This window comes from Parasedimentitalea nitratireducens (assembly GCF_057444295.1).
Window position 1 is genome coordinate 289,502 of record NZ_JBYAXC010000004.1, and the last position, 23,048, is coordinate 312,549.

A 23,048-nucleotide genomic window follows, 5' to 3' on the forward strand; every position below is an offset into this window, starting at 1 on the left:
CGCCCTTAGGACGAGGGCTGTTTCTTCCACTGCCAGCGCTGTAATTCCGACCCGGTGTTCAGGAATGACCCAAGCAGCACCAAACCAACTCCGACCCAGTCCCACACACCAAACGGCGTAGGCGAGCCAGTAATGACGCCAGCCCCCAGCACCAGAAACCCGATTTCAAACAGCGCAATAAACACGCTGAGTCCCAACACCTCTGACATCTCTACCCGACGTTTGAGCAGTACAAACAACGTCACAAGATGGCGCATCCCGTATAAAACCGCGCAGGCAGCCAAAACCTTGGCGCGCTGGGCATCGGGCCAGTCAAACCCTCCAAATGCCAGCCACAGGCAAACCGCGACGATGCCAGCATGTAACAGGGCAAAGATCAGCTTGGGGCCAAGTGACTGATCATGGTCACGGTTGATGCCGCCAGATTTGGACATTCGTGATTTCCTTAAATGGGGCCAACCACCGGGGCAGGCGCTGAAAATTTGTTTTAGACCAATTGGACTATTTAAGTCTCCCTAGACCTTTGCCCAAAACAATGTCAATAGTTTTCGACCAATCGGACGAAAACGCATGCCCAAGATAATTGACCACGACGCCCATAGAACCGAACTGGCCCACCGCGCCGCCGCCTACTTCTCGGCCCATGGATATGCAGGGGGGAGTATGCGCAAGATCGCCGAATACCTCGGCATTTCCAAAAGCGCGCTGTATCACTACTTCCCAACCAAAGAGGCGCTGTTTCTGGCCAGCACCGAGCAGGTCATGTCTCGCGTCAGCACCGACCTGGTCCTGGACGAGGGCGACGAGCAGGCGCAGATCCAGCAGCTGATAGATACCTTGCGCGCTGATTTTGGGTCAGAAATGGCGCTGGTGTTTGACTATATACGCGGCAAAAGCCGTGACGAGATCGCGTCGGACGAGGTGATGAAAATCTCACTTGCCGCCTATCAAGGGCTTGTCGAAAAGATCGTAGGAACAGAACGCTCAGATGAAACTCTCGCCCGTATCATGGGCACATTGCTGTTGGATCATCTGTCGGGGAGAACGTGGGAATCCTGATCGGCCTAGAAATTGGGGACTGTTCTTTCGATGCAGGCGGTCAAACCCAGCCTTTGCGAAAGAAATGTGGGCTGGCGCCGAACTTGCGTTTGAATTGGCGCGAGAAGTGCGTGGCGCTGTTAAAGCCCGAGGCAAGAGCGATTTCGGTTACTGACATCGCGGTTTCATTCATCAGCGCATAGGCATGGCTTAGGCGCATGTCGAAATAAACCTGCATCGGGCTTTGATCCAGATAACGCGAAAATAGCCGTTCTAGTTGGCGACGTGAAATATCCAGCCGGTCACAGAGCACGCCAATCGACAGCGGTTCCTCGATCGATTCCTGCATCAATTGCAGCGCCGTCAGCAAGCGCTGGTTGCGGCTACCAATGGCGACGGCATAGTTGGATTTCTGCGGTGCCATTTGCCCACCAGATCGAACATGCAGGCACATATCGGCGACAATGATCGCCAGTTTCTTGCCATGGCGTTCTTCTATCAGGTTCAGCATCATATCGGTGGCCGCATTGCCTCCACCACAGGTCATAAAGGTTTTGGTGATCTCATAGATATTCGGCGAAGGCTGAAGGTTTGGGAACTTCTCGACGAACCCCGGCTGGTTTTCCCAGTGCAGGGTGAACTCATGTCCTTTCAGTAGTCCTGCCTGGGCCAGGGCAAAGGCCCCGGTGCAGATGCCACCCATCCGGCGGCCAAACCGGTGTTCGCGGCGCAGCCAGTTGATTGTTGCCTCACCCGCCGAGTGTTGCGGTTCCACTCCGGCGCAGACAAACACGACTGCATCGGATGGCAATTGCCCTAGTGGCAGATCCGGAGTTACGTTCATGCCGTTGGAGCAGGTAACCGGTTCACCGTCCTCGGTCATGATGAACCAGCGATACAGCGCGGTGTTGGTCACCTGATTGGCGATGCGTAGCGGTTCGATGGCGGCAGCTATCGGGAGCATGGTCGCCTTGGGTAGCATCAGGAAGTAAAAATCCTGCGGTTCACCACTAAATGGGATCGCCAATTTGGCGGCAGCGCCTTTTTGAATGAAGCTATCTGACTGCATGACGGGATCCTGTGGCAAGGATGGCACAATGGTCATCGTGGCCAAAAAGTTTCTGAAGCGGTGTTAACTCGACTTTGACGACTGTAGTTATCATATTGCGACAACGAACCATAGGATTGCGACGGGAGGAAAAATGCATCGGCTAGAAACCGCAATTTTTTTACGCCCTCTTGCAGCCCTTATGCGCCGATACTAAGAATCAAGTAACACTCTGTCGGGTATGGTCCCGATTAAATTCAAAGCAGGCAGGCCCAAATGTTCGATCCAAAAGAAACTTACATGAACACACTCGTCCCAATGGTGGTTGAACAGACCAGCCGTGGAGAACGGGCGTATGATATCTTTTCACGCTTGCTGAAAGAGCGGATCATTTTCCTGAATGGTCCTGTTCATGATGGCATGAGCTCGTTGATCGTAGCGCAATTGCTGCACCTTGAGGCGGAAAACCCGTCAAAAGAAATCTCGATGTACATCAACTCGCCCGGTGGCGTTGTGACCTCGGGTCTGTCGATCTATGACACCATGCAGTACATCAAACCCAAGGTTTCGACCCTGGTGATCGGCCAGGCGGCTTCGATGGGCTCGCTGCTGCTGACCGCCGGTGAAAAGGGCATGCGGTTCTCGCTGCCCAACAGCCGCGTCATGGTTCACCAGCCGTCAGGCGGGTTCCAGGGCCAGGCCACAGACATCATGATTCACGCCGAAGAAACCTTGAAGCTGAAGCGCCGTCTGAACGAAATCTATGTACACCACACTGGCCAAGAGTTGGAAAAGGTTGAAGCCGCGCTGGAACGGGATAATTTTATGGCTCCGGAAGATGCCAAAGAGTTTGGTCTGATCGATGAGATCGTGACGAATCGTTCCAAGGGCGACGACGAAGAGAGCTGAAGCTCAATTCGTAACTAACTTGTACGTCCTGGAATAGGCTGGGGCGTACTTTGCGATTGTAGCGGCTGAGGCACTGGCCTAAGCTGTTTTAGAAGTGGGAGACGCCTAGAATGGGCCCCTCCTAGCGCGGACTGAAAGGTAGACCATGGCAACGAACTCAAGCGGCGACAGCAAGAATACGCTTTACTGTAGCTTCTGCGGCAAGAGCCAGCACGAGGTACGCAAGTTGATTGCGGGCCCAACCGTGTTCATTTGCGACGAATGCGTCGAACTCTGTATGGATATCATCCGTGAAGAGACCAAGGCCTCGGGGCTGAAGGCTACCGATGGTGTGCCGTCTCCTAAGGACATCTGCGAAGTATTGGATGACTATGTCATTGGCCAGGCAATGGCCAAAAAGGTGCTGTCGGTTGCAGTACACAACCACTACAAGCGCCTGAACCACGCACAAAAAGCCGGGTCCGAACTAGAACTGGCTAAATCCAACATCTTGCTGATCGGCCCGACTGGCTGTGGTAAGACACTGCTGGCACAGACATTGGCGCGCATTCTGGATGTGCCGTTCACCATGGCAGACGCCACTACATTGACCGAAGCTGGTTATGTGGGTGAAGACGTCGAGAACATCATCCTGAAACTGCTGCAGGCCAGCGAATATAATGTCGAACGCGCACAGCGTGGTATTGTCTACATCGATGAAGTCGACAAGATCACCCGCAAGTCTGAAAACCCATCGATCACTCGTGACGTATCGGGCGAGGGTGTACAGCAGGCGCTGCTGAAACTGATGGAAGGCACCGTTGCGTCGGTTCCACCTCAGGGCGGTCGCAAGCATCCACAGCAGGAATTCCTGCAGGTCGACACTACCAACATCCTGTTCATCTGTGGTGGCGCCTTTGCCGGTCTGGACAAGATCATCGCAGCACGCGGTAAGGGCTCGGCGATGGGCTTTGGTGCGGATGTGCGTGACAACGACGAGCGTGGTGTGGGCGAAGTGTTCCAGGATCTGGAACCCGAAGATCTGCTGAAATTTGGTCTGATCCCTGAATTTGTTGGCCGTTTGCCTGTATTGGCAACGCTGGAAGATCTGGACGAAGACGCTCTGGTTACGATCCTGTCGAAACCGAAGAACGCACTGGTCAAGCAATACCAGCGTCTGTTCGAGCTGGAAGAGACTGAGCTGGACTTTACCGATGATGCACTGAGCGCCATTGCCAAGCGTGCCATCGAACGGAAAACCGGTGCACGTGGCCTGCGTTCCATCCTCGAAGATATCCTGCTGAACACCATGTTTGAACTCCCCGGTATGGAGAGCGTGACCAAGGTGGTGGTGAATGAAGAGGCTGTGAACTCTAACGTCGAGCCGCTGATGATCCACGCCGATGCAGAAAAAGAACCTGCATCTGCAGGGTAACCCATGGGTTACCTGACTTGATTAAACGGCGCGGTTCATCCCGCGCCGTTTTGCTGTGAAGCGCCTGGTTTTCAGGTTTTTGATAATGATGATTTGATTGGACAGAGTGATGAGCATTAAGCGGATCTCCTCGGGTGGTGAGTTTGAAGCCAAGGTTGGCTATTGTCGCGCCGTTGTGGCGGGCGGATTTGTACATGTTGCGGGCACCGTTGGGCAGGGCGACGATGTTGTTGCCCAATGCCGCTCGGCGCTGGATATCATTGGCAAGGCCTTGGCAGACGCGGGCAGTAGTTTTGAACAGGTAGTACGAATAAATTACTACCTGCCCGAACGGTCCGAGTTTGACGCTTGTTGGCCGATGCTGGCAACGACCTTTGGTGAGAATCCCCCAGCGGCAACCATGATCGAATGTGGTCTGATTGATCCCAAATACCGGATTGAAATCGAAGTTACCGCGCTGGCGTCTTGAATTGCAGGGGGTGAACCCCGCATGACGTGGGAAATAGCGCACAACTTAGGGGCTGTGCGCTATTGGATGGGGCGCAGTGTCTGGACCTCTGCTGCAAACTGCGTCATATCAGGGGGGAATTTACGGAGGCATACATGTCAATCCTGAGCACTCTTTTGCGCGCCGTCACCTGGTGGAACGGTCAAACGCTGAACACTCAGCTCTTCACCGCCCGTAAGGGTATCAAAGTTGGCGACGACGATCAGGGCAATGTGTACTATCGCAATGCCGATGACAGCAAACGCTGGGTGATCTTCAACGGCGAGGTCGAGGCGTCGCGCGTCAATGCGGACTGGCACGGCTGGCTGCACCACACCTTTGACGAGGTGCCATCCGAGAAGCCGCTGGCGCACAAGGACTGGGAAAAGCCGCATCAGGAAAACCTGACCGGCTCAGCCTTGGCCTATGCCCCTGCGGGTTCGATTCGCCGCGCTGCTGAACCAGCTGAGCGTAGCGATTACGAGGCATGGGTGCCGGAGTAATCCGGCGCTTGGCAGAGGCACAGCGAAATGTCCCATAACACTACCGAAGTATTGGTCGGCGGCGCTGTCTTGGCTGCTGCAATTGGCTTTGCCGTTTATGCGGGGCAGGCGACAGGTCTGTCCAAGGGCGGCGACCACTACCACCTGAACGCGTCGTTCCGTTCTATCGAAGGCGTCAGCGTCGGCACCGATGTGCGTTTGGCTGGCGTCAAGATTGGCACAGTGACCGATGTTGATCTGAACCCACAGACGTTTCGGGCCGACACCCGGTTTTCCGTGAAAGAAGGGGTCGAGATCCCTGATGACAGCGCGGTCATCGTGTCATCCGAAGGCCTGTTGGGCGGCAATTTTGTTGAGATCATGCCTGGTGGTTCTCCCTTTGGCTTTGCGCCTGAGGATGAGATGGAAGATACGCAGGGTGCGGTTAGTCTGATTACCCTGCTGCTGAAATTTGTGTCCGGAAGCGGAGAAGAATCGTGAAGCGATTCTTTGGTTGGGCCGTCGCATTGTCCTTTGGACTGTCTTCGTTTGCCCAGGCGCAGGACAACACCACCGAGCCAGAAGCCGCTGCAACCGGGAGTGCCGTGACAGGTAGCGCGGCTGTGTTGCGGGGCTTGGACAAGGTCAATGGTCGCACCGCAGACGCTGAAGTGGCTATTGGCGGCAGTGCTGAGTTGCTGGGATTGTTGGTGACCGTGGTGGATTGCCGATATCCCGCGGACAACCCGACTGGTGATGCCTATGCCTTTTTGACTATTCGCGATCCGGACAATGGCGCCGTAGAGTTTGAAGGCTGGATGATTGCCTCAAGCCCGGCCCTGAGCGCGCTGGATCACAGCCGCTATGACATCTGGGTGTTGCGCTGTAACAGTGTCTGAGCCGTTGGGATCGCGGGTTTGATAAAGTCCGCTTCACCCTCTACCGCCTCAAGAAGCATAGATCTATAGGCTGCACGGCTGATTTCCCGCCCTCCAAGCGATGCCAGGTGTGGGGTGATGAACTGCGTATCACAAAGTTGAAACCCAGCCTGATTAAGACGATCCACCAAATAGGCCAGTGCAATTTTTGAGGCGTCAGTGCGACGCGAGAACATGCTCTCCCCAAAGAAGGCCGCGCCAACGGTGACGCCATAGACACCGCCTGTCAGCTCGCCGTCGTGCCAAATCTCCAGTGAATGGGCCTTACCCATCTGGTGCAGCTCGACATAGCGTTGGTGGATTTCTTCATTGATCCAGGTCTCAATCCGATCTGCGCAGGCGGTCACAACGCCTGCAAAATCACGGTTGATGGTCACTTCAAAACCACCGCGGCGCATACGCCGGGCCAGGGATCGGGAAATGTGAAACCCGTCCAGAGGCAGGATGCCGCGGCGTTTGGGGTCCACCCAGAAAATTTCAGGATCATCTTGGTGCTCAGCCATGGGGAAAACCCCGGCTGCATAGGCCATCAGCAACAAATCAGCTGTCAGCGTCATCGTACAGGCCTACGATGGGGTGTAGGGTGCGTGCTGGCACGCACCGCTACAGTTGTTTTAACTGGCCAGATTGGTTTCAAGCCAGTGCTCCAGCCAGTGGATGTTATAGTCACCTGACAGGATGTCAGCTTCGGCCAGCAGTGCATCAAACAGCGGCACCGTGGTGTCGACACCATCAACGATCAACTCACCCAGGGCGCGGCTTAGACGGGCCAGAGCCTCGTTGCGGTCACGACCGTGGACGATCAGCTTGCCGATCAGGCTGTCATAGTAAGGCGGGATCGAATAGCCATCGTACAGCGCTGAATCCATCCGCACACCCAGGCCACCAGGGGCGTGGTATTGCGAAATCTTACCGGGGCACGGTGCAAAGTTTGGCAGCTTTTCAGCGTTGATCCGCACCTCAATGGCGTGGCCATTGATCGTCAGATCGTCCTGTCCGAACGACATTGGCAGGCCTTCGGCAACGCGGATTTGTTCGCGCACTAGGTCGACACCAAAGATCGCTTCGGTCACCGGGTGTTCCACCTGCAAACGGGTGTTCATTTCGATGAAATAGAACTCGCCTTTTTCGTACAGGAACTCGATGGTGCCTGCGCCGATATAGTTGATCTTGGCCACAGCGTCAGCACAGACTTTACCAATTTTGGCGCGCTCGGCGGCACTGATGCTGGGGCCGGGGGCCTCCTCAAATACCTTTTGGTGGCGGCGCTGCAGCGAACAGTCGCGCTCGCCCAAGTGTACCGCCTTGCCTTTACCATCGCCAAACACCTGAATTTCGATGTGACGTGGGGTGGTTAGGTATTTTTCGATGTAGACTTCATCGTTGCCAAAGTTGGACTTGCCTTCGGCCCGCGCTGTGCGGAATGCCATTTCCATGTCAGCAGCGGTTTTGGCCACTTTCATGCCCTTACCACCGCCGCCAGCAGTGGCTTTGATGATGACCGGATAGCCGATCTCTTCACCGATTTTCTGAGCGGTTTCCAGATCTGGAACGCCACCGTCAGAACCAGGAACACAGGGAACACCCAGTTCCTTCATAGTGTCCTTGGCGGTGATCTTGTCACCCATGGTGCGGATGTGCTGGGCTGTTGGGCCGATAAAGGTCAGGCCATGATCTTCGATGATCTGCACAAAGTTGGCGTTTTCGGACAGAAAGCCATACCCGGGGTGGATCGCCTGCGCACCGGTGATTTCACAGGCCGAAATGATGGCCGGAATCGACAGGTAGCTGCTGGCGCTTTGAGCCGGGCCAATGCAGACCGACTCATCTGCCATCCGCACGTGCATGGCATCGGCGTCGGCGGTGGAATGCACCGCAACACTGGCAATGCCCATTTCTCGCGCCGCGCGGATCACGCGCAGGGCGATCTCGCCGCGGTTGGCAATCAGGATCTTGTCAAACATGTCAGATCCTTACTCGATGATGACCAGAGGCGTTCCGAATTCCACGGCAGCGCCGTCTTCAACCAAAATCCGCTTCACGGTGCCGCCTTTAGGGGCCGGGATGTGGTTCATGGTCTTCATGGCTTCGACGATTAGCAGGGTGTCGCCTTCGCTGACTTTGGCACCAACCGAGATAAAGGCCGGGGCGCCGGGCTCAGCCTGGGTGTAGACAGTTCCCACCATTGGCGAGGTCACTGCGCCAGGGTGGCTGGCAGGATCTTCGGCAGGAGCGGCGGCAGCTGGTGCTGCAGTTGCTGCAACTGGGGCTGCAGCCGCAGCCGCGGCAGGCACTGCAACTTGAACCGGGGCTGCCATTGCTGCCATCTGACGAGAGACGCGCACATTCAGGCTGTCGTCATCGCCGTATTCCCGTTTGACCTGCAGTTCAGTCAGATCGTTGTCGCGCAGCATTTCGGCCAGTGCCTTAATAAAGGCGACGTCTGCTTCGTGAGTTTTGTTTTTCATATTGTCCTCAGCCGGTTCTCAGTGACCTGCGAAAATGGCAGGTCGAAATTTAAGGCGCTTATAAGGCAAGGTTGACTGCAAGGAAAGCACCCTAACAGAGAGTCAACATGGGCTGTTGGCACCAGATTTACAATTCTGTTGCCATCAAAGGGGCATTCCGGTCAGTTTCGCTACCAATTCCGGGAGTTTGCGGGCCCCGAACTTCTTGAGCAAATGAGCCCTATGGGTCTCGATCGTGCGATAAGACAGCTTGAGCTCGGCACCGATTTCCTTGGCTGATAACCCACGGCAGGTCAGAATCGCCACATCCCGTTCACGCGGGGTAAGTGAGACCACGGGGCGATCTTCGGAAATATCAGCAAAGGACCAAATCCCCCCGCGAAAAGGCTGCTCGGGGGTCAGGGAGCGACCGCGCACCCTGCACCAGAACAGATCTCCGTTGGTTCGGCGCATAATCCGCTCGTCATCGTATCGCCCGGATTTTGCATTTTCTTGCTGAAGCAGGGTGCCAATACGATCAAAGTCTTCACGACTGGGATAGAGTGCAGAAATCTCAAGATCGATAAAGGCCTCGGGGCTGTCCCCAAAGGTTTCGGCAAATTGCAGGTTGCAGCGGCGGATGAAGCGATTTTCCAGCTGCGCAAGCCCGATGGGGGCATGATCAAAGGCGATATCAGTCATGGGCGTATTTTTGGACTGATTTGGCGAATATGGAAAGGGGATAAGGGGAACTAGGAACCCAAGTTATGGAATACTTGACTATCTGTACAACTGGTAAACCTGTTAAGTATGGCTTTTGGTTGCATTTGAGTAAGGTATTTCGAAATGTCTGATAAGTTCGAGCAGCTGACCCATATGGTATATGAGGCGTCTTTAGACAATTCGCTCTGGCCGGAGTTGATACTTGAACTGACCGAAGAGGTTCAGCGCGCCCGTGATAGTCGTTTCTTAGAGCACGAGAATAGCAAAGGTCTGGAAAATCTGTCGCGTCACTTTAAACGCGCTTTTGGCATCTCCAAAAGGATGGTGGATCTACAAGAACGAGAAACCTATCTGTCTTCGGTTTTGAACAGCTTTGCCTTTGGCGTTGCCTTGCTAGGTGAAAATGGGCAGCTTTTGATGGCCAACCGAACAATGCAGGAAACCTTGCAGACTGGAACAGTAATAGCCAACGGCAACCAGCCTAGCATCTTGAACGAAAAAGGGGCTCGATCACTATCGAAGTTGGTTGAGACCTGCATTCAAAGCGGAAAAACACAGCAGTTCCAGTTACCAGGTGGCAGCTTGGAGCCATTGATGATTTTGCCTCGGCAAGAGGCCGAGCGCATTGGGTTCCCCTCAATCGCCGCTGCGGTTTTGATCTCTGGAGGGAGTGGTCAAAGCGATGCGCTGCGCAGTTTTTCCAAAACACACAACCTGTCGCGACGCGAGGCCGAGCTGCTCGGGGAGTTGAACAAAGCGGGAGATGTTCGTGGTGCTGCGACGGCAACAGGGTTGTCATACGAAAGTGCGCGAACTTATCTAAAACGGATCTTTGACAAAACAGGATGTCATAGCCAGGCGGGACTAATCTCGGCACTTGCCTCAACTCCTATGTCAGCATTACGCCGCAGTGAGTTGCTAAGAGATGAACGCCAAAATGTCCGTCGAATGCTAACGCTGAGTGATGGCCGAGGTTTAGAGTATTTTAGCCTTGGTCCCGAAGCTGGATACCCGGTTTTGGTTTTTGACGCGCTGTCTGGGGTAGCAATAGACATGTTGGGCTATCCGGATCTTTGCCTGAAGTATCTGGAGCGGTACAATATCCGGCTGGTTACCCCCTGTCGTCCCGGAGGTTTTCGATCCGAAGCCAAAGTCATGCACGGGCTGAGGGATTTTTCGTCGGATATTGAGCAGTTGTTGGACCATCTGGGATTAGACCGGGTAGGTGTCTTGTCGCTGTCATTTGGGTCTGGCAGTGCATTGGCGGTGGCGCATGATTTGGGTCAGCGTGTTGAAAAGATAGTTCTATCCTCGGCCGCTTACCCAACGTACAGGCATCCAAACTGGCGGGAGTTGGATCAGTTTTATCACATGTCTAGCATTCTGGGACGTCACTGGCCGTCCATGCTGCGTCAGGTAATCCCGTTTCTGGTGCGATCCATTTTGCAAAATCGGGACAGCTACTTTGACCGGTACTGCAAGCGGACCCGGAGCAGCGACGATGTGGAAATTCTGTCGCATCCAGTTGTGCGGCGCAGGACCGCCGAAATGCTGGCGCAGCGCACGGCGATGGGGATGGACGGTATGGTCGAGGAGAACTTGCTAAACGCTCAAGGGTGGGACTTTTCTGTACAAGATATCACTGCTCCGGCTGAGGTATTTCAGGGAACGCTGGATAACGTAGCCCCGGTTCAAGGGGCCGAGTTATTGGCAGAGCATTTACTAAACGCAAAGTTCACAGCAATGGAAGATAAGGGGCACTACCACCATATCACCAACTGGCCCTGGTTGATGGCACGTGCGGCTGGGCATGATGTGGCGCCAGGTAGCGACAGGTATTGTATTCCAGACCTTTGAGCGTTTTGTCCCCAAATGGGAATAGGTCGACATAGTAAGGCTTTCTAGGTTGCCGACGTGGTTAACGAGTAACCTCTTTCTAAGGCCTGTCCAAAATGATTGTTGAAAATTTCTATGACGTTTTTGCGTCTCTGCCAGCACAGGTTTCTACCGGCTGTGGTGTCGTTGGTTTTATTTTTTACCTGTCCAATTACACCTTGGTGACCTTTCGTGTCATCGACAGCCAAGGGATAGCATTTTTCCTGATCAATATCTGCGGCGCATGCCTCATTTTGATCAGCTTGGTGCAAAACTTTAATCTGGGTTCAATGTTGATCCAGGTCTTCTGGATTTGTCTGGGAATAATAGCAATTGCTATTCGTTTGCGGGCACGGGCTGCTTGGCGCACCAGCAATGCGCAAATGCAGGATCGAACAAATTCAAGCAATACATTGATAGAAACACACAATCACATCTGACCCCACTCTCTCCAGTTTGGGTTGGGTGAATGCGAGAGACGAGTTTTAGTCCGATCGCAAAGGTTTCTAGAGGTTCAGGATAAGCAAAGGACAAGGCCAACTCTAGCAGAGTTGGCCTTGTTCGCCCGTATTCCCTAAATTTGAGGTCGTTGCGGGTAGGATAGCCAGATTATTCGGCGGGGATGCTCTTGGTGCCGGTAACCATAGCGCGTGGCAGATTCACCTTGGTGCGGTTGCTTTCGAAAATGACGGCAGCAATGTGTGCCAGAACTGAAATCTCGGTCCAGATGACGCAGAATTCATGCAGGTCTTCGATCCAGTCGAGGCTGCCAAACAGAGGTGTGGTTAGGGCGATGCCGGGCAGGCCGATCAGTAAGAGCGCAGCCAGCATGTTATAGATCATCAATGCGCCCAATGGGGTGTGGCCGCGGTGGATGGTCTTGCGGTTTTTGACAATGTCGGCCACTTGCTCGGTTGCGCCGGATAGGCTGGGGGCGAAGCTGGAGAACCGAGCATAGCGGGTGCCGACAAATCCCCAGATCAGTCTGGCCAGTACCAGGCCAACGATGCCATAGCCGATCCACTGGTGCATGGGAGAGTCATCGCTGACCAGAAAGGCGTTGGCCAAAAATGCGACGGCCAGGGACCAATGGAAGACCCGTACAATAGGATCCCAGACTTTTACGTGTTGCATCATGCTTGTCCTTCGAAATTGAAATATGCCGCAGCTGGAGGTTCAGCGTCTTGGTTGCGGTTGAATTCGCGGTTTCTGGGGCGGTCTTAAATAGCAATAAGGTCCTGTTTGGCTGGGGCTAGACCTGGGTTTATGCCTGCGGGATGCAAAAAAGGCCGGTCCCAAAGGAACCGGCCTAGAGTGTGTCTACATTGGCGGTGGCCAATGCGACAGGGATAGTTCGTCAGATCGCCAGGTATTCGGCGCGCAGTTCTTCGTTTTCAAGCACCTCCGAGGCACCGCCGTCAAAGACGATGCCTCCGGTATCCAGAATGACTGCTCTGTCAGCCAGTTCCAGCGCTCTCACCGCGTTCTGCTCGACGATGACCGTAGTGATGCCTTGTTCCTTGATGTGGATAAGTGTTTTTTCAATCTCGTCTACGATGACCGGCGCCAGACCTTCGTATGGCTCGTCCAGCAGCAGCACCTTGATGTCGCGGGCAAGGGCGCGGGCGATGGCCAGCATTTGCTGCTCTCCTCCTGACAGGGTGACGCCTTCTTGCTTGCGGCGCTCACCCAGCCGCGGGAACAGCTCGTACAGGCGCTCTAGAGACCAGCCGATGGGCGGAGCGATTTGCGCCAGTTGCAGGTTTTCCTCGACCGTTAGGCCGGCGATGATACGGCGGTCTTCGGGCACCAGTGCCAAACCGGCCGCCGAGGCCTCATGTGCCGCCATGTTGTGCAATGGCTTGTGGTCCAGCCAGACTTCACCTTTGTTAAGCTGAGGATCGTCAAGTCGGGCAATGGCACGAAGGGTTGAGGTTTTTCCAGCACCGTTTCGGCCCAGCAGGGCGAGGATTTCGCCCTCGTGCACGTTAAAGGAAATGCCCTGCACGATATAGCTTTCGCCATAATAGGCATGCATGTCCCAGACCGACAGAAAGGCCGGGGCGGTGGCCGCCTGATTGGCGCCTTTGGAGAAATCGGGTTTGACGTTCATGGTGGTTTCTCCTTACGCCGACTCGCCCAGATACGCTTCGCGCACCTTGGGGTTGCCTTTGATATTTTGCGGATCATCTTCGACCAGCGGAGTGCCCTGAGCCAGCACTGTGATCCGGTCGGCCAGCGAGAACACTACGTGCATGTCGTGTTCGATGATGGCGATAGTGATGTCACGCTCTTCGTTGATCTGCTTTAGCAGGTCGATGGTGTTGTTGGTGTCAGCCCGCGCCATGCCGGCGGTGGGTTCGTCCAACAGCAACAGACGCGGCTCTTGTGACAGGCACATGCCGATTTCCAGGCGACGTTTGTCACCTCGCGACAGCGAGGCGGCGTTCATGTGCCGCTTGTCGGCCATGTTCATGTCGACCAGCATGTGCTCGGCTTTTTCGATCACATCCTTCTGGCTAAGAACCGAGGAAATGGCATTCATTTCAAATGCGCCATCCCGTTTGGCAAAGCAGGGGATCATCATGTTTTCCATCACCGACAGATCACCAAAGATCTCGGGTGTCTGGAAAACGCGGCTGATGCCCATTTGATTGATCTCATACGGGGCGCGGCCCAGCACTGATTTGCCATCGAACATCACCGACCCGGTGTCCGGGATCAGCTTGCCCACCAACACATTCAGCAAGGTTGATTTGCCCGCACCGTTTGGGCCGATGATGGCGTGGACCGAGTTTTCTTTGACGCTGAGGTTCACATCCCCTAAGGCCTGCAATCCACCGAACCGTTTGTTGACGCCTTTGACTTCAAGAATTCCCATCTTGTGTCTCCTTATTCCGCAGGTTCGGTTGTGCTGGAGGGCGTATTCTTGCCCGCCTTTTTGTTACGCAGCCAGCTGGATACTCGTTGGCCACCTTCAACCAGACCACCGGGGAGGAATACCACCACCAGGACAAACAGGATGCCAAGTGTCATATGCCAGCCTTTGCCGACAAAGGGGTAGACCAACGTCACTAGAATATCCTCTAACGCATCGGGCATGGCGCTGAACCAGCTGTGCAAAACCGTTTCGTTGATCTTGGAGAAGATGTTTTCGAAGTATTTGATGAATCCCGCGCCCAGTACCGGACCAATCAAAGTGCCTGCACCGCCGAGGATGGTCATAAGAACAACTTCGCCCGATGCGGTCCACTGCATACGCTCGGCACCAGCCAGGGGATCCATCGAGGCCAGCAGACCACCAGCCAAACCAGCGTACATGCCAGAGATGACAAAGGCAGCCAGAGTGTAGGGGCGGGTGTTCAAGCCAGTGTAGTTCATCCGCTGTTGGTTTGATTTGACAGCTTTCAACATCAACCCAAAAGGGGAGCGGAAGATGCGGATCGACAGGTAGAACACTGCCAGCATGATCAGCGCGCACAGGTAGTAGCCGACATTGAACTGGAAGGCCCAGGGGCCAACTGCCATCTCGAATGTCGAGCGCATTTCCAATCCAAACAGGTTGGTGACCGGGATCGAGCCGTCAGCTGTTTGCGATACACCCAAAACACGTGGGTCGTTCAGGGTCAGCTGCAGACCTGTTTCACCGTTGGTGATTGGGGTCAGCACTGAATAGGCTAGGTTGAATGACATCTGCGCAAAGGCCAGCGTCAGGATCGAAAAGTAGATACCCGAGCGTCTGAGCGAGACATAGCCGATTAGCAAGGCGAACACGCCAGCCATAGCCACCGAAAGCAAAATTGCCGGGATCACGTTCATCGCAAGCAGCTTGAACATCCAAACCGCCGAGTAGGACCCCACACCCAGAAAGGCCGCGTGACCAAAGCTGAGGTAGCCGGTGAGGCCGAATAGAATGTTGAAACCGATTGCAAAGATGCCAAAGATCACAAACCGCTGCATCAGGTCCGGATAGCCGGCGTTGAATTGAGCCAAGCCGCTATCAGTCGGGAAAGGGTTCAGGATAAAGGGTGCAAGCATGGTCAATGCAGCGACCAGTAGCAGCATGGTTGTGTCGTTTTTGTTCATTCCGAACATGTTCTTAATCCTCCATCACGCCTTTGCGGCCCATAAGGCCCCGGGGGCGCGTGAGCAGAATGATAATTGCCACCACATAGATGATGATTTGGTCGATGCCTGGGATGAGAGATTTGATCTCGTTCATCGAAGCAAAGCTTTCCAGGATACCCAACAGGAACCCAGCCAGCACCGCGCCCGGTAGGCTGCCCATGCCACCAACAACCACCACAACAAAGCTGAGAACCAGAAAGTCCATGCCCATGTGATAGTTGGGTGAGTTGATCGGGGTATACATAACGCCAGCCAGACCCGCGACAGCGGCGGCAATGCCAAACATGATGGTAAAGCGTTTGTCGATGTTGATACCCAGCAGGCCAACGGTTTCACGATCTGCCATGCCAGCGCGCACAACCATACCAAAGGTGGTGAATTGCAGGAACGAGAAGATGCCGCCGATGATGAGCAATGAGAAGCAGAAGTAGACAACGCGCCAGACCGGATAGACGATATCCATGCCTATGATGGCCCCGACATTCATAATACCGCTCAGCGCCTCGGGGGCGGGGGTTTGAATGGGGTTGGCGCCGTAGAAATATTTGATCACTTCCTGCAGCACGATGGCCAGACCAAAAGTGACCAGAATCTGATCCGCGTGGGGGCGTTTGTAGAAGTGCTTGATCAGCCCGCGTTCCATTGCGTAGCCGACAAAAATCATGATCGGGATGGCGAACAGGATTGCCAGTGGCACCGCCCAGTCGATGATTGCACCGCCCATCTGGGGGCCAAACCAGGCTTCAACATAAGGGGTTTTGACTTTCAGTGCATTGCCGAGAAAGTCGGTCTGTGTTTCGTCAATCGTTTCAAAGCTGAGATTGAGGAGACGTTGTAGGGTGACGGCGCAAAAAGCACCGATCATGAACAGGGCCCCATGGGCAAAGTTCACCACGCCAAGCGTGCCAAAAATGAGTGTCAGTCCCAGCGCGATCAGCGCATAGGCCGAGCCTTTGTCGAGCCCGTTTAAGATTTGCAATAGGATTGCGTCCATAGCCCCCACCTTTGGGTTGGTTAGTCTATTTTATGTGCGATTGGCGGCCATTTGGTTGTCAGATCTGAACTGTCTGATCAAAGCGGCGGCCAATTGGGGAGGTCGGGCGCAGCAGTTGCGCGCCCGACAAGGCCAAAGCCTTAGCCCGCGTTACAAGTGCCCAGGGCACCGCCAGCGAACATGGGGTGGTCAACAGGGTAAGTAACCTGTGCCGCCGGAGTAACTTCGACAACTTCGAGAAGGTCGAACTCGGATGTTGGGTTTTCTTTACCACGCACAACCAACACGTCCTTGAAGCACTGGTGATCGCCGGCACGGTACAGTGTTTTACCGTTGCCCAGACCATCAAACTCAAAGTCTTCCAAAGCTTCGGCAATGCCACATGGGTTGAAAGTGCCCGCGCGTGTTGCAGCGTCAGCATACAGCAGGGTCTGGCAGTATACGGTGTGGGCCGCCTGTGAAGGTGGGAAGCCGTATTTGGTGCCGAAGGATTTAACGAATGCTTTGGACGCATCGTCCTGCAGCGACCAGTGCCAGTTGGTGGAACCGTGGATGCCCTTAACGTTGGCACCGGCACCCTTGGCCATCAGGCGCGAATACAGCGGAACAACGATTTCGAAGTTCTTGCCGTTGACGACTTTCTCGCGCAGGCCGAACTGAACCGCGTTGGTCAGCGAGTTCACCATGTTGCCGCCGTAGTGGTTCAGAACCAGAACGTCAGCACCCGAGTTCAGAACTGGGGCGATATAGGACGAGAAGTCAGTCGAGGCGAGCGGTGTGCGCACCTTATTGACTGTGTTCCAGCCCAGAGCTTCGGTTGCGGCTGCAATCGACTCTTCCTGGGTCCAACCCCAAGTGTAGTCAGCAGTCAGGTGGTAGGCATTCCGGTCGGTGCCATACAGGTTCTTCAGCACTGGAGCCAGAGCCGCGCCCGACATGTAACCGTTAAAGAAATGACGGAAGCCGTTGGCTTTCTTGTCTTTACCGGTTGTGTCGTTCGAGTGGGTCAGACCAGCCATAAAGATAACGCCAGCTTCCTGACACAGGCCCTGAACAGCAATCGCAACACCTGAAGATGAGCCACCAGTGATCATCACGGCACCGTCTTTTTCGATCATCGACTTGGCCGATGCGCGGGCAGCGTCAGATTTGGTTTGGGTATCGCCTGTGACGAACTCAACCTTTTTGCCCAAGATGCCGTTGCCCTGCAGCTCTTTGGAGCTGAAGGTGTTCATCATGCCGCCGTCGCCTTCACCGTTCAGGTGCTCGACTGCAAGCTGATAAGCGCGCAGCTCATCCGCACCCTCGTCAGCATAGGGGCCGGTCTGTGGGACGTTGAAGCCCAGAGTGACAGATCCGCCCGTGGGTTCATTGGTGTAAGCCGCAACAGATGACGCGGTAAAGATTGTCGGCATTGCAACGCCTGCACCTGCAATGGCGCTGGTTTTCAGCATACCACGACGCGTGAAATTCGAATTGGACATATAATCCTCCCTTATATGATTGACGCGTCGCAGCTCCTCTACTTCTGCGATGCGCAAGCACAATTGTGCAAAATCAGTATGCGGGCGGGTTGTAAAATTGCGCAATAATTGCCTTGTTTTTCTAGATAATTCTGTAAATAAATGCACAAAGTGGCGCGGTGTTTGTAAATTTTTTTATATTGCGGTGCAGAAAATGTATGAATTGTTAAGGAAATGAAAGGTCTGGGCGATGGGGCGTGACACACTGACAGGGACCCGGATCCGTGAGCGCAGGCAGTTTCTGGAAGTGCGTCAGGCCGCATTGGCGCGCCAGGTTGAGATTTCGGCGTCTTACTTGAACTTGATCGAGCACAATCGCCGCAGAATCGGCGGCAAACTCTTGGTAGATATTGCCAGGGCTTTGGGCGTAGAGCCATCTATGCTGACCGAGGGGGCTGAAGTTGCCTTGATTGCCACCCTGCGGGAGGCTGCGGCCGATGCAGGTAAACCAGTGGCTGAGTTGGATCACGCAGACGAATTTGCCGGACGTTTTCCGGGTTGGGCCGAGGTGTTGGCTGGAGAGCATCGTCGGGTGGCCACATTGGAACGGACGGTTCAAGTGTTGTCGGATCGTTTGACCCATGACCCACATTTGGCGGATTCTCTGCATGAGGTTTTGTCGACGGCTGCGGCAATCAGATCAACCGCCTCCATTCTGGCCGAAACAGGAGAGTTGGAGCCCGAGTGGCGTGATCGCTTCCACCAGAACCTGAACGAGGATTCTCGTCGGCTGGCTGAAAGCAGCAAATCACTGGTGAGCTTTCTGGATGACAGCAACACGCCCGAAACCCGTCGCGGTGTGCCGCAAGAAGAGGTAGAGGCGTTTTTTACCGCGCATGACTACCATTTTGCCGAGATCGAACAGGGCGCGGCGCTGCCAACTGAACTGGTGTCGAATGCCCCGGAATTGATGAGTGACGCGGCGCGTTCCATCGCCAAGGGAGCTCTGGAGCAATACCGGCAGGATGCCATGAAATTGCCGCTGGATGAGATTGCACAGGAAGTTAGTGGCGGAATTGATCCTGCACAATTGGCAAAGACGTTTGGCTGTGGCGTGCCACAGGTTTTGCGGCGGTTGGCGGCTTTGCCGGAAAAAATCTTGGGGCGTCCGTCCGGATTGGTTTTGTGTGATGCCTCGGGCTCTATTCTGTTTCGCAAGCCAATTGCAGGATTTGCATTGCCCCGGTTCGGCGCATCTTGTCCGTTGTGGCCACTGTATACGGCCCTAAGCCGACCGCAGGTGCCATTGCGTCGGCAGGTGGTTCAGCATGGTCGAAATACAGCTGGGTTTGAGTGTCTGGCTGTGGCCTGGCCCAAATCACTGCCCGATTTTGATCACGATCCGATGTATAATGCGGTTATGTTGATATTGCCGAAATCTGATAACAGCGACGATGCTTTGAAGGTGGGGGCAAGCTGTCGGGTCTGTTCAAGTAAAGACTGTATAGCGCGTCGTGAACCGTCGATTTTGGACGAAGAGTTTTGACAGTTCCCCAAACGCAGGTCTAATCTGCCTGAAATTTGGGGATGTGCGTTGGGTTCACTTGGACCGGGAGACAACGTTGGGGGAGGTATGTCAGCGAATGGGCAGGCATGTAGTATTAGTTGAGGATGAGCCGAATATCACCGAGGCCATCCGGTTTCTGCTGACGCGTGATGGTTGGACAGTTGATTCTCACTCTGACGGCAGTGATGCCTTAGAAGTCATCAAGGCGGCGAATCCGGATCTGGTTATTCTCGACCTGATGTTGCCGGGCAAAAGCGGCATGGAGATTATCAAGGATCTGCGTGACCAAGAGGGGATGCGTAACCTGCCGGTGTTGATGCTGACCGCGCGGGGGCAGGCCAAGGATCGCGAGATGGCGGAAAAAGCTGGTGTGAGCCGGTTCATGACCAAGCCGTTTTCCAACACCGAAGTTCTGGCGGCAGTGCGGGACTTGCACGCACAGGCCAATCAGGAATGAGCAGCGACGACGGCGGCAGGCAAACATCAGCGCTTTTTGTCGAGCGCGAAACCTATCGTCGCCGTCGGCTGAGAGATCTTGCACGTTTGCTGCCGCTACTGGGCGGCTTGCTGTTTCTTGTGCCGCTGTTGTGGCCAAATCCCGACCCATATCCAGCCCCTGACACGACTGCAGGTATGCCCATGTCCGAGGCGATCACCTATATGTTTGTTGTCTGGATGTTGTTGATTCTAGCCAGCTTTGGTTTTTCATTTGCGGTGCAACGCTGGGCCGAGGACTGGACCGATGGCAGCGATGGGCCGGACGAGGAGAGCAATTAATGGCCTCGTTGAATGTGCTGGTTCTGGTGTGCCTGGCCTATGTCGTCTTGCTGTTCATCGTGGCCTTTGTGGCGGATCGCAAGGCCACGCGAGGCCATCGAGCGGGATGGCTGCAATCGCCGATGATCTACACGCTTTCGCTGTCGATCTACTGCACGGCCTGGACGTTTTATGGCGCGGTTGGCTACGCCGCGCGGTCCGGGTTGGAGTTCATTACCATTTATCTCGGGCCAACGCTGGTGATGATTGGCTGGTGGTGGGGCTTGCGCAAACTGGTGCGTGTTGGGCGCAGCCAGCGCGTGACGTCAATCGCCGACCTGATTTCTGCACGCTATGGCAAATCCAATACGCTGGCCATTTGCGTTACCATCTTGGCTGTGATCGGCGTGACACCGTATATTGCCCTGCAGTTACAATCAATTACACTGTCTTTTTCAACCTTTGCTGAGGCAGATCCATCACGTCAGTTGAATGAAGATACCACTGTTTTCTGGATCGCTGCTGGCTTGGCTGTGTTTGCGATTTTGTTCGGCACGCGCAACCTGAATGCCAACGAACGTCATCATGGGGTGGTGACAGCGGTTGCACTTGAGGCGGTGGTGAAACTGTTGGCGCTGCTTGCGGTTGGCATATTTGTGGTCTGGGGGCTGTCCGATGGTGTGTCGGAAACCATGGCGCGCATTGATGCCTCCAAGATTGGCCACTGGGAGGTGAACGGGGGCCGTTGGGCAACTATCACCTTTTTGGCAGCTGCAGCTTTTGTCTGTCTTCCCAGGATGTTCCAGGTGATGGTGGTTGAAAACGAAGATGAACGCCATCTGCGCACTGCTGCCTGGGCCTTTCCTTTGTACTTGATGCTGATGAGCCTTTTTGTGGTGCCGATTGCGGCCATTGGGTTAGAGCTGCTGCCGACGGGATCCAACCCCGATTTGTTCGTTTTGACGTTACCGCTAAGCCAAGGGCGAGACGGGCTGGCGATGTTTTCCTTTCTTGGCGGTTTTTCTTCGGCGACATCGATGGTTATCGTGGCCGCGATGGCGCTGTCGACCATGGTTTCGAACCATATTGTGATGCCCATTTGGTTGCGTTCTCAGGGCGCGGGAGCCTCTGTTTCCGGGGATGTGCGCAATGTGGTTCTGTTGTCACGTCGTGTTTCCATCGCGGTGATCATGGCACTTGGCTATTTCTATTATCGGTTGTCGGGGCAAGGGGCGGCACTGGCCTCGATCGGATTGATTTCTTTTGCCGGGATCGCGCAGATCTTACCCGCTCTGGTTGGTGGCTTGTTCTGGCGGGGGGCGACACGGTCAGGCGCGTTGGCAGGGCTGACGGTGGGGTTTGTGCTGTGGCTGTACACCATGTTGTTGCCTGCCTTGGGTGGGGGGCTGTTGCCGGATACTGTGCTTATGAACGGGCTGTTCGGGCTGTCTTGGCTGCGTCCTCAGGCACTATTCGGGATCGAAGGCATCGATCCAATCGTGCATGCGGTCATGTGGTCTATGATGTTGAATACAGTGGCTTTTTGTTTGGTTTCTTTGGCAACGTTCCCAAGCCCGCTGGAACGGCTTCAGGGTGCTCAGTTTGTCAATGTCTTTGACCATTCTGCGGGTCCACGTGGCTGGACCGGGCTGGTGGCGCAGAGTGAAGATCTGATGGTCATGTCGCAGCGTATTCTGGGGGCCGACGAGGCGCAGGTGTTTTTTCAATCCGAGGCGTCTAGGCAGGGCAGCCGGGGGAACCTGCCAGAGCCAACCCCTGCCTTTCTGGAGCGACTGGAACGTGAATTGAGCGGGTCTGTGGGGGCTGCTGCGGCACATGCGATGGTGGGGCAGATCGCGGGGGGATCGTCGGTTTCAGTTGAAGATCTGTTGGCCGTGGCCGATGAGACTGCGCAAATGCTGGAATATTCGAGCCAGCTGGAAATGCAATCGGCGGAATTATCCAGAACAGCGCGGAAGCTGCGAGAAACCAACGAAAAACTGACCCTGATTTCGCAGCAAAAGGATGCGTTCTTGAGCCAGGTCAGCCACGAGCTACGCACCCCAATGACATCTATTCGGGCTTTCTCGGAAATTCTGCGTGATACCAAAGGGCAAAGCGCTGCGGAGCACAGCCGGTATGCCGGCATTATCCATGACGAAGCTCTGAGGCTGACCCGGCTGCTGGACGATTTGCTAGATTTGAGTGTTTTGGAAAGCGGCCAGGTGAGCCTGAACATGACAGTTGGAAGCCTGGGGGAAGTTCTGGATCATGCGGTGTCGACGGCGTTGGCGGGATCGGGGCAATCGCTGCGAGTCCATCGTCAGCTGCAGGGAGAGGATATAAGAATTTCGTCAGATCTGGATCGGTTGGCGCAGGTTTTTATCAACTTGATCGCCAATGCGCAAAAGTATTGTGATGCGGAAGACCCCGAGATCAGCATCGAAGTATCCAAAGAGCATGGGCGTTTGCACATTGATTTTATCGATAATGGCAGCGGTATACCGGCCGCAGCACAACAGCTTATTTTTGAGAAATTTTCGCGGGTTAGTCCGGAAAAGGCTGGTGGAGCCGGGCTGGGTTTGGCGATTTGTCGCGAGATCATGCTGCGCCTGAGCGGCGATGTGCGGTGCATGGCTGGACGGTCTGGCGGTGCTTTCCGGGTTTCTTTGCCATTAACGACTAAAATCGCGGCCTGAATGTAGCTTTATAAAGACTATGGTAACCAACAACGGTCTAAAAGATACCTAATGGGGCGCAGAAGGTGCAAATTGGGAAT

25 protein-coding genes are annotated in these 23,048 nt (G+C 54.8%); 13 read left to right on the plus strand and 12 right to left on the minus strand.

The genetic code is table 11. The annotated features are described in order from the left end of the window. Positions 1-5: 5 nt before the first annotated feature. A complete protein-coding gene (locus AC2T28_RS15050) occupies positions 6-434 on the minus strand; it encodes a hypothetical protein (RefSeq protein WP_486748663.1) in 429 nt (142 codons plus the stop codon). A 136-nt stretch (positions 435-570) separates the two neighbouring features. Between AC2T28_RS15050 and AC2T28_RS15055 the strand changes: the two genes are divergently transcribed. Further along, a complete protein-coding gene (locus tag AC2T28_RS15055; RefSeq protein WP_486748662.1) occupies positions 571-1,059 on the plus strand; it encodes a TetR/AcrR family transcriptional regulator in 489 nt (162 codons plus the stop codon). A 40-nt stretch (positions 1,060-1,099) separates the two neighbouring features. On the opposite strand, the gene AC2T28_RS15060 is transcribed toward AC2T28_RS15055, so the two are convergent. Then, a complete protein-coding gene (locus tag AC2T28_RS15060; RefSeq protein ID WP_486748661.1) occupies positions 1,100-2,107 on the minus strand; it encodes a GlxA family transcriptional regulator in 1,008 nt (335 codons plus the stop codon). Positions 2,108-2,362: 255 nt separating this feature from the next. Between AC2T28_RS15060 and AC2T28_RS15065 the strand changes: the two genes are divergently transcribed. The 6 genes from AC2T28_RS15065 to AC2T28_RS15090 all read left to right on the plus strand — a co-directional run bounded on the left by AC2T28_RS15065 (position 2,363) and on the right by AC2T28_RS15090 (position 6,277). Then, on the plus strand, positions 2,363-2,995 hold the full coding sequence (locus tag AC2T28_RS15065) for an ATP-dependent Clp protease proteolytic subunit (RefSeq protein WP_486748660.1): 633 nt from the start codon (positions 2,363-2,365) through the stop codon (positions 2,993-2,995). Between the two features lie 145 nt (positions 2,996-3,140). Continuing rightward, positions 3,141-4,409, plus strand: coding sequence for an ATP-dependent Clp protease ATP-binding subunit ClpX (gene clpX / locus AC2T28_RS15070; RefSeq protein WP_486748659.1), 1,269 nt, complete (start codon positions 3,141-3,143; stop codon positions 4,407-4,409). Between the two features lie 109 nt (positions 4,410-4,518). Next, a complete protein-coding gene (locus tag AC2T28_RS15075) occupies positions 4,519-4,878 on the plus strand; it encodes a RidA family protein (RefSeq protein WP_486748658.1) in 360 nt (119 codons plus the stop codon). Positions 4,879-5,012: 134 nt separating this feature from the next. After that, a complete protein-coding gene (locus AC2T28_RS15080; RefSeq protein WP_486748657.1) occupies positions 5,013-5,399 on the plus strand; it encodes an NADH:ubiquinone oxidoreductase subunit NDUFA12 in 387 nt (128 codons plus the stop codon). Positions 5,400-5,426: 27 nt separating this feature from the next. Beyond that, positions 5,427-5,879, plus strand: a complete 453-nt coding sequence (gene mlaD, locus AC2T28_RS15085) for an outer membrane lipid asymmetry maintenance protein MlaD (protein ID WP_486748656.1) — start codon at positions 5,427-5,429, stop codon at positions 5,877-5,879. Positions 5,880-5,983: 104 nt separating this feature from the next. Then, positions 5,984-6,277, plus strand: a complete 294-nt coding sequence (locus AC2T28_RS15090) for a DUF2155 domain-containing protein (protein ID WP_486748960.1) — start codon at positions 5,984-5,986, stop codon at positions 6,275-6,277. On the opposite strand, the gene aat is transcribed toward AC2T28_RS15090, so the two are convergent. From aat to AC2T28_RS15110, 4 genes are all read right to left on the minus strand, one after another. Continuing rightward, positions 6,241-6,873, minus strand: coding sequence for a leucyl/phenylalanyl-tRNA--protein transferase (gene aat / locus AC2T28_RS15095; protein WP_486748655.1), 633 nt, complete (start codon positions 6,871-6,873; stop codon positions 6,241-6,243). The two genes, AC2T28_RS15090 and aat, sit on opposite strands and share 37 nt — an antisense overlap. Before the next feature lie 57 nt (positions 6,874-6,930). After that, positions 6,931-8,280: an acetyl-CoA carboxylase biotin carboxylase subunit gene (gene accC, locus AC2T28_RS15100; protein WP_486748654.1), complete on the minus strand. Its 1,350-nt coding sequence runs from the start codon at positions 8,278-8,280 to the stop codon at positions 6,931-6,933. 9 nt (positions 8,281-8,289) lie between these two features. After that, positions 8,290-8,784 carry an acetyl-CoA carboxylase biotin carboxyl carrier protein gene (gene accB / locus AC2T28_RS15105; RefSeq protein ID WP_486748653.1) on the minus strand — a complete coding sequence of 165 codons (495 nt, stop codon included), beginning with the start codon at positions 8,782-8,784 and terminating at the stop codon, positions 8,290-8,292. A gap of 144 nt (positions 8,785-8,928) precedes the next feature. Then, a complete protein-coding gene (locus tag AC2T28_RS15110) occupies positions 8,929-9,465 on the minus strand; it encodes a LuxR C-terminal-related transcriptional regulator (RefSeq protein ID WP_486748652.1) in 537 nt (178 codons plus the stop codon). A 144-nt stretch (positions 9,466-9,609) separates the two neighbouring features. Here AC2T28_RS15110 and AC2T28_RS15115 point away from each other — a divergent pair, with 144 nt between their 5' ends. After that, positions 9,610-11,343, plus strand: coding sequence for a bifunctional helix-turn-helix transcriptional regulator/alpha/beta hydrolase (locus AC2T28_RS15115; protein WP_486748651.1), 1,734 nt, complete (start codon positions 9,610-9,612; stop codon positions 11,341-11,343). Between the two features lie 95 nt (positions 11,344-11,438). Beyond that, the gene (locus AC2T28_RS15120) at positions 11,439-11,801 is read left to right on the plus strand and encodes a CBU_0592 family membrane protein (RefSeq protein WP_486748650.1); all 363 of its coding nucleotides are present in this window, start codon (positions 11,439-11,441) and stop codon (positions 11,799-11,801) included. 169 nt (positions 11,802-11,970) lie between these two features. Here the strand turns inward: AC2T28_RS15120 and AC2T28_RS15125 are convergent, their stop codons facing one another. The 6 genes from AC2T28_RS15125 to AC2T28_RS15150 form a co-directional block, all read right to left on the minus strand. After that, positions 11,971-12,495, minus strand: a complete 525-nt coding sequence (locus AC2T28_RS15125) for a cytochrome b/b6 domain-containing protein (protein WP_486748649.1) — start codon at positions 12,493-12,495, stop codon at positions 11,971-11,973. A 223-nt stretch (positions 12,496-12,718) separates the two neighbouring features. Next, positions 12,719-13,474, minus strand: a complete 756-nt coding sequence (locus tag AC2T28_RS15130; RefSeq protein WP_486748648.1) for an ABC transporter ATP-binding protein — start codon at positions 13,472-13,474, stop codon at positions 12,719-12,721. 12 nt (positions 13,475-13,486) lie between these two features. Next, the gene (locus AC2T28_RS15135; protein WP_486748647.1) at positions 13,487-14,242 is read right to left on the minus strand and encodes an ABC transporter ATP-binding protein; all 756 of its coding nucleotides are present in this window, start codon (positions 14,240-14,242) and stop codon (positions 13,487-13,489) included. An 11-nt stretch (positions 14,243-14,253) separates the two neighbouring features. After that, positions 14,254-15,456 carry a branched-chain amino acid ABC transporter permease gene (locus AC2T28_RS15140; RefSeq protein WP_486748646.1) on the minus strand — a complete coding sequence of 401 codons (1,203 nt, stop codon included), beginning with the start codon at positions 15,454-15,456 and terminating at the stop codon, positions 14,254-14,256. Positions 15,457-15,460: 4 nt separating this feature from the next. Next, positions 15,461-16,483: a branched-chain amino acid ABC transporter permease gene (locus AC2T28_RS15145; RefSeq protein WP_486748645.1), complete on the minus strand. Its 1,023-nt coding sequence runs from the start codon at positions 16,481-16,483 to the stop codon at positions 15,461-15,463. A gap of 140 nt (positions 16,484-16,623) precedes the next feature. Further along, a complete protein-coding gene (locus AC2T28_RS15150) occupies positions 16,624-17,967 on the minus strand; it encodes a substrate-binding protein (RefSeq protein WP_486748644.1) in 1,344 nt (447 codons plus the stop codon). Between the two features lie 229 nt (positions 17,968-18,196). Between AC2T28_RS15150 and AC2T28_RS15155 the strand changes: the two genes are divergently transcribed. From AC2T28_RS15155 to AC2T28_RS15170, 4 genes are all read left to right on the plus strand, one after another. After that, entirely contained in the window at positions 18,197-19,492 is a 1,296-nt protein-coding gene (locus AC2T28_RS15155; RefSeq protein WP_486748643.1) for a short-chain fatty acyl-CoA regulator family protein, read from the plus strand. Between the two features lie 97 nt (positions 19,493-19,589). Then, positions 19,590-19,970, plus strand: coding sequence for a response regulator transcription factor (locus tag AC2T28_RS15160; RefSeq protein ID WP_486748642.1), 381 nt, complete (start codon positions 19,590-19,592; stop codon positions 19,968-19,970). After that, positions 19,967-20,290: a hypothetical protein gene (locus AC2T28_RS15165; RefSeq protein ID WP_486748641.1), complete on the plus strand. Its 324-nt coding sequence runs from the start codon at positions 19,967-19,969 to the stop codon at positions 20,288-20,290. The genes AC2T28_RS15160 and AC2T28_RS15165 overlap by 4 nt, the downstream gene beginning before the upstream one ends. Further along, the gene (locus AC2T28_RS15170) at positions 20,290-22,968 is read left to right on the plus strand and encodes an ATP-binding protein (protein ID WP_486748640.1); all 2,679 of its coding nucleotides are present in this window, start codon (positions 20,290-20,292) and stop codon (positions 22,966-22,968) included. Before AC2T28_RS15165 ends, AC2T28_RS15170 begins: the two co-directional genes overlap by 1 nt. Positions 22,969-23,048: the final 80 nt, after the last annotated feature.